The organism is Paenalcaligenes sp. (assembly GCF_030152715.1).
GTDB lineage: Bacteria > Pseudomonadota > Gammaproteobacteria > Burkholderiales > Burkholderiaceae_B > Paenalcaligenes > Paenalcaligenes hermetiae.
The window spans coordinates 1-3,359 of the sequence record NZ_JASLIX010000067.1 but is presented as its reverse complement, the minus strand read 5'-3'; the positions used below and the strand labels follow the sequence as shown (position 1 = coordinate 3,359).

Annotated in this window: 3 protein-coding genes and 1 pseudogene; 2 read left to right on the top strand and 2 right to left on the bottom strand. The window is 48.6% G+C overall.

Annotation, left to right across the window (positions count from 1 at the left end; translation table 11 throughout):
* A pseudogene (locus Q1V74_RS05670) lies at positions 1–237 on the top strand (phosphomethylpyrimidine synthase ThiC); the annotation flags it as partial.
* A gap of 54 nt (positions 238–291) precedes the next feature.
* On the opposite strand, the gene Q1V74_RS05665 reads toward Q1V74_RS05670, so the two are convergent.
* Positions 292–1,803, bottom strand: a complete 1,512-nt coding sequence (locus tag Q1V74_RS05665) for an aldehyde dehydrogenase family protein (RefSeq protein WP_260650011.1) — start codon at positions 1,801–1,803, stop codon at positions 292–294.
* Positions 1,804–1,958: 155 nt separating this feature from the next.
* Between Q1V74_RS05665 and Q1V74_RS05660 the strand changes: the two genes are divergently transcribed.
* The gene (locus Q1V74_RS05660; protein ID WP_300647438.1) at positions 1,959–3,029 is read left to right on the top strand and encodes a helix-turn-helix domain-containing protein; all 1,071 of its coding nucleotides are present in this window, start codon (positions 1,959–1,961) and stop codon (positions 3,027–3,029) included.
* Between the two features lie 67 nt (positions 3,030–3,096).
* On the opposite strand, the gene Q1V74_RS05655 is transcribed toward Q1V74_RS05660, so the two are convergent.
* The coding region (locus Q1V74_RS05655) for an OmpA family protein (RefSeq protein ID WP_300647437.1) at positions 3,097–3,359 on the bottom strand (263 nt) is incomplete at its 5' end.

Here is a 3,359-nt window from a genome sequence, read left to right as displayed (position 1 = left end):
CTAGATCCAGATACCGCACGCGAATTCCATGATGAAACTTTACCCAAAGACTCCATGAAAGTCGCCCACTTCTGCTCCATGTGTGGGCCAAAGTTCTGCAGTATGAAGATCTCTCAAGACGTACGTGATTATGCACGTGAGCACGGTTTAGATACCGAAGTGGCCTTACAAAAAGGAATGGAAGAAAAATCCATCGAGTTTGTACAAAAAGGCGGTAAGCTCTACCACGAGGCTTAAAATCACAACAGGGCAGCATAAAGCTGCCCTGTTTTTTTACGCCGCTAATTTAGATTAAAACAGCCCCATCGGCTTAGTGTCGTAGCTTACTAATAGGTTTTTGGTATTCTGATAATGCGCAAGCATCATTTTGTGGTTTTCTCGGCCTATGCCTGATTTTTTATAGCCACCAAAAGCAGCATGTGCTGGATAAATATGGTAGCAGTTTGTCCATACTCGTCCGGCTTGTATCGCACGCCCAGCGCGATATGCCTCATGAATGGAACGCGTCCACACCCCAGCGCCTAAGCCATACATCGTATCGTTGGCAATCTGAATCGCCTCATCAAAATCGTTAAACGTAGTGACGGCTAGCACCGGCCCAAAAATCTCCTCTTGGAAAATACGCATATCGTTACTGCCCTTAAACACGGTCGGGTCAATATAGAAGCCTTTATTTTCCTCTTGGCGCGGCTCACCGCCCGTTAATAACTTCGCGCCCTCTTCTTTGCCGATTTTCATATAGCGTAAGATTTTATCCTGCTGCTCCTGAGAGGCCTGTGCCCCCACCATGGTTTCGGTATCTAAGGGGTGCCCGGTTTTGATTTTTTTCACTCGCTCAATCGCGCGCTCTAAAAACGCATCAGCAATCGATTCCTGCACCAATGCCCGTGAAGGGCAAGTGCAAACCTCGCCTTGGTTTAAAGCAAACATCGTAAAACCTTCCAAAGCTTTTTCTAAAAAATCGTCCTCGGCTGCCATCACATCAGCAAAAAAGATATTGGGCGATTTTCCACCTAGCTCCAAGGTGACGGGAATAATATTTTCCGACGCAGAGCGCATAATCACCTGTCCGACTTCGGTTGACCCTGTAAAAGCAATTTTTGCAATACGTGGGTTCGTCGCTAAAGCATGCCCCGCTTCCGCCCCAAACCCATTGATAATATTTAAAACTCCTGCGGGTAATAAATCCTGAATCAGCTCGATCACATAAAGTAAGCTAGCTGGGGTTTGCTCTGCGGGTTTCAACACAATGCAGTTACCCGCTGCCAAAGCCGGCGCAATTTTCCACGCCGCCATCAAAATAGGGAAGTTCCAAGGAATAATTTGCCCAACCACCCCCAACGGCTCATGAAAATGATACGCAACGGTATTTTGGTCTAAATCCGATATGCCCCCCTCTTGGGCACGAATGCAACCCGCAAAATAGCGAAAGTGATCAATGGCCAACGGAATATCAGCAGCCAAGGTCTCACGGACGGGCTTGCCGTTATCCCACGTTTCTGCCACGGCGATTTTTTCCAGGTTTTCCTCTAGGCGATCTGCAATTTTATTGAGTAAACGCTCGCGCTCTGCAGGCGACGAAGCGTTCCAGCGGGTTTTTGCTCGATGTGCGGCATCCAAAGCCAACTCTACATCTTCGGCGGTCGATTGCGGTACACGCGTAAAGACCTGCCCATTAACAGGGGAAAGGTTATCAAAGTACTGCCCTTTTACAGGGGGCACCCATTGGCCTCCAATGAAATTTTCGTATTGTGATTTAAATTCAACGATGGAGCCAGGTTGATTAGGATCAGTGTAACGCATGATTGTCTCCTTCCTAGTACGTTTATTTACTCACGTTTTTCGACTACAGTAGAAGTTCAGACTGACTACCACAGCCAATCATCTACGTGAAAAATCAGAATAAACAAGCCCGGTTGGTAATAGGTTGGTACGGCAATCATGGCTAGGAGACAACGATGAACACTTCTACTGATTCTCTCATGCAGCCCGCCGGTCGCCCGCAGACGGCCGCGCCTTTGGTGGATTTATCCACTCGACATTATCAATCACCTTTATTGCTCGCACTACAGCATTGCCAAGCCGAGCTGCAGCATATTGCAAACCAAGCCGATATGGTGTTAGCCGTAGCTGATGCGGGCAGCACTATTTTATGGACGCAATCTGGACGCTCCATGCAACAGGCCGCAGAGCAAGTGCATTTTGTAGCCGGTGGGCAATGGGCAGAAAGTGCCGTTGGGCATAATGCGTTGGCGCTGGCCATAAAAATCGCCCAGCCCAGTTCGGTGATTGCGGCCGAGCACACCATGGTCTCTATTTGTGATTGGGTTTGTTATGCGGCGCCTATTTTTCATCCCTTAACGCAACAGCTTATTGGTGTAATCGATCTATCGACGCATTTTTCACGGCAAAATCAGCTTGGGCTTATTGCTGCAACCCATTGTGCGCAACGGATTCAAAAACATATACAACACCAACATCAACACACGCTAACACTACGCGCTTTGGGTACACCACAAGCGCGTTTTGGCACAAAACCCCTAAAGCTTACCCCAAGACAAATCGAAGTGCTGATCCTATTAGCTTTACACCCTAAAGGTTTGCACTTGGATCAACTGCACCATGCGCTTTATGGGGAACGCAAAGTCAGCACCACCACACTAAAAGCCGAGATTTCCCACCTACGCCGTCGACTTGGGGGGATGATTGCTTCGCGCCCCTATCGCTTACTTGTGCCTATTAGTGCGGACTTTTTAGAATTAGAAGCCCTAATCACCGCCGGCTATGTAGAGGCCGCACTACAAAATCTAACCGGCCTTTTTATGCCACAAAGCAACAGCCCGTTTTTAATTAATTGGCGCCATTATTTAGAGGCCAGGCTCAGTTTGCTATTGCAGCAAACCCATGATGTGGAGCTACTGCTAAACCTAATTCGTCATCAGGACTATGCGCCCGAATTAAGCCAACGGCTAATGGAGCTAATCGCCCCATCGCACCCCATCTATCAGCGGCTGCAGGCGGATAATTAAAATAAAACCCCAAGCGCACCGTTACCAATCGATTCGCTTGGGGCGGTGGCACATAAAGTGCGTAAAATTACTGCTGAATGGCGTACAGATATAGCTCAACACGACGGTTCATCGCACGGCCCTCTGGTGTACTGTTATCAGCAATAGGACTATTAGGTCCACGACCCTCTGCCATCAAATACCCACCATTAACACCACGCTGAACAAGGTAGTTCGTTACCGCGTGAGCTCGCTCTAACGACAAGCGCTGATTCAAATCTGCACCACCAGTGCTATCGGTGTGACCAATTGCTTTGGCGCGGAGCTCAGGGTGCTGCACCAACGCCCGAG

Coding starts and splice junctions, on each gene's coding strand:
- Q1V74_RS05665 (WP_260650011.1), bottom strand. CDS start 1,803: ATGCGTTACACTGATCCTAATCAACCTGGCTCCATCGTTGAATTTAAA.
- Q1V74_RS05660 (WP_300647438.1), top strand. CDS start 1,959: ATGAACACTTCTACTGATTCTCTCATGCAGCCCGCCGGTCGCCCGCAG.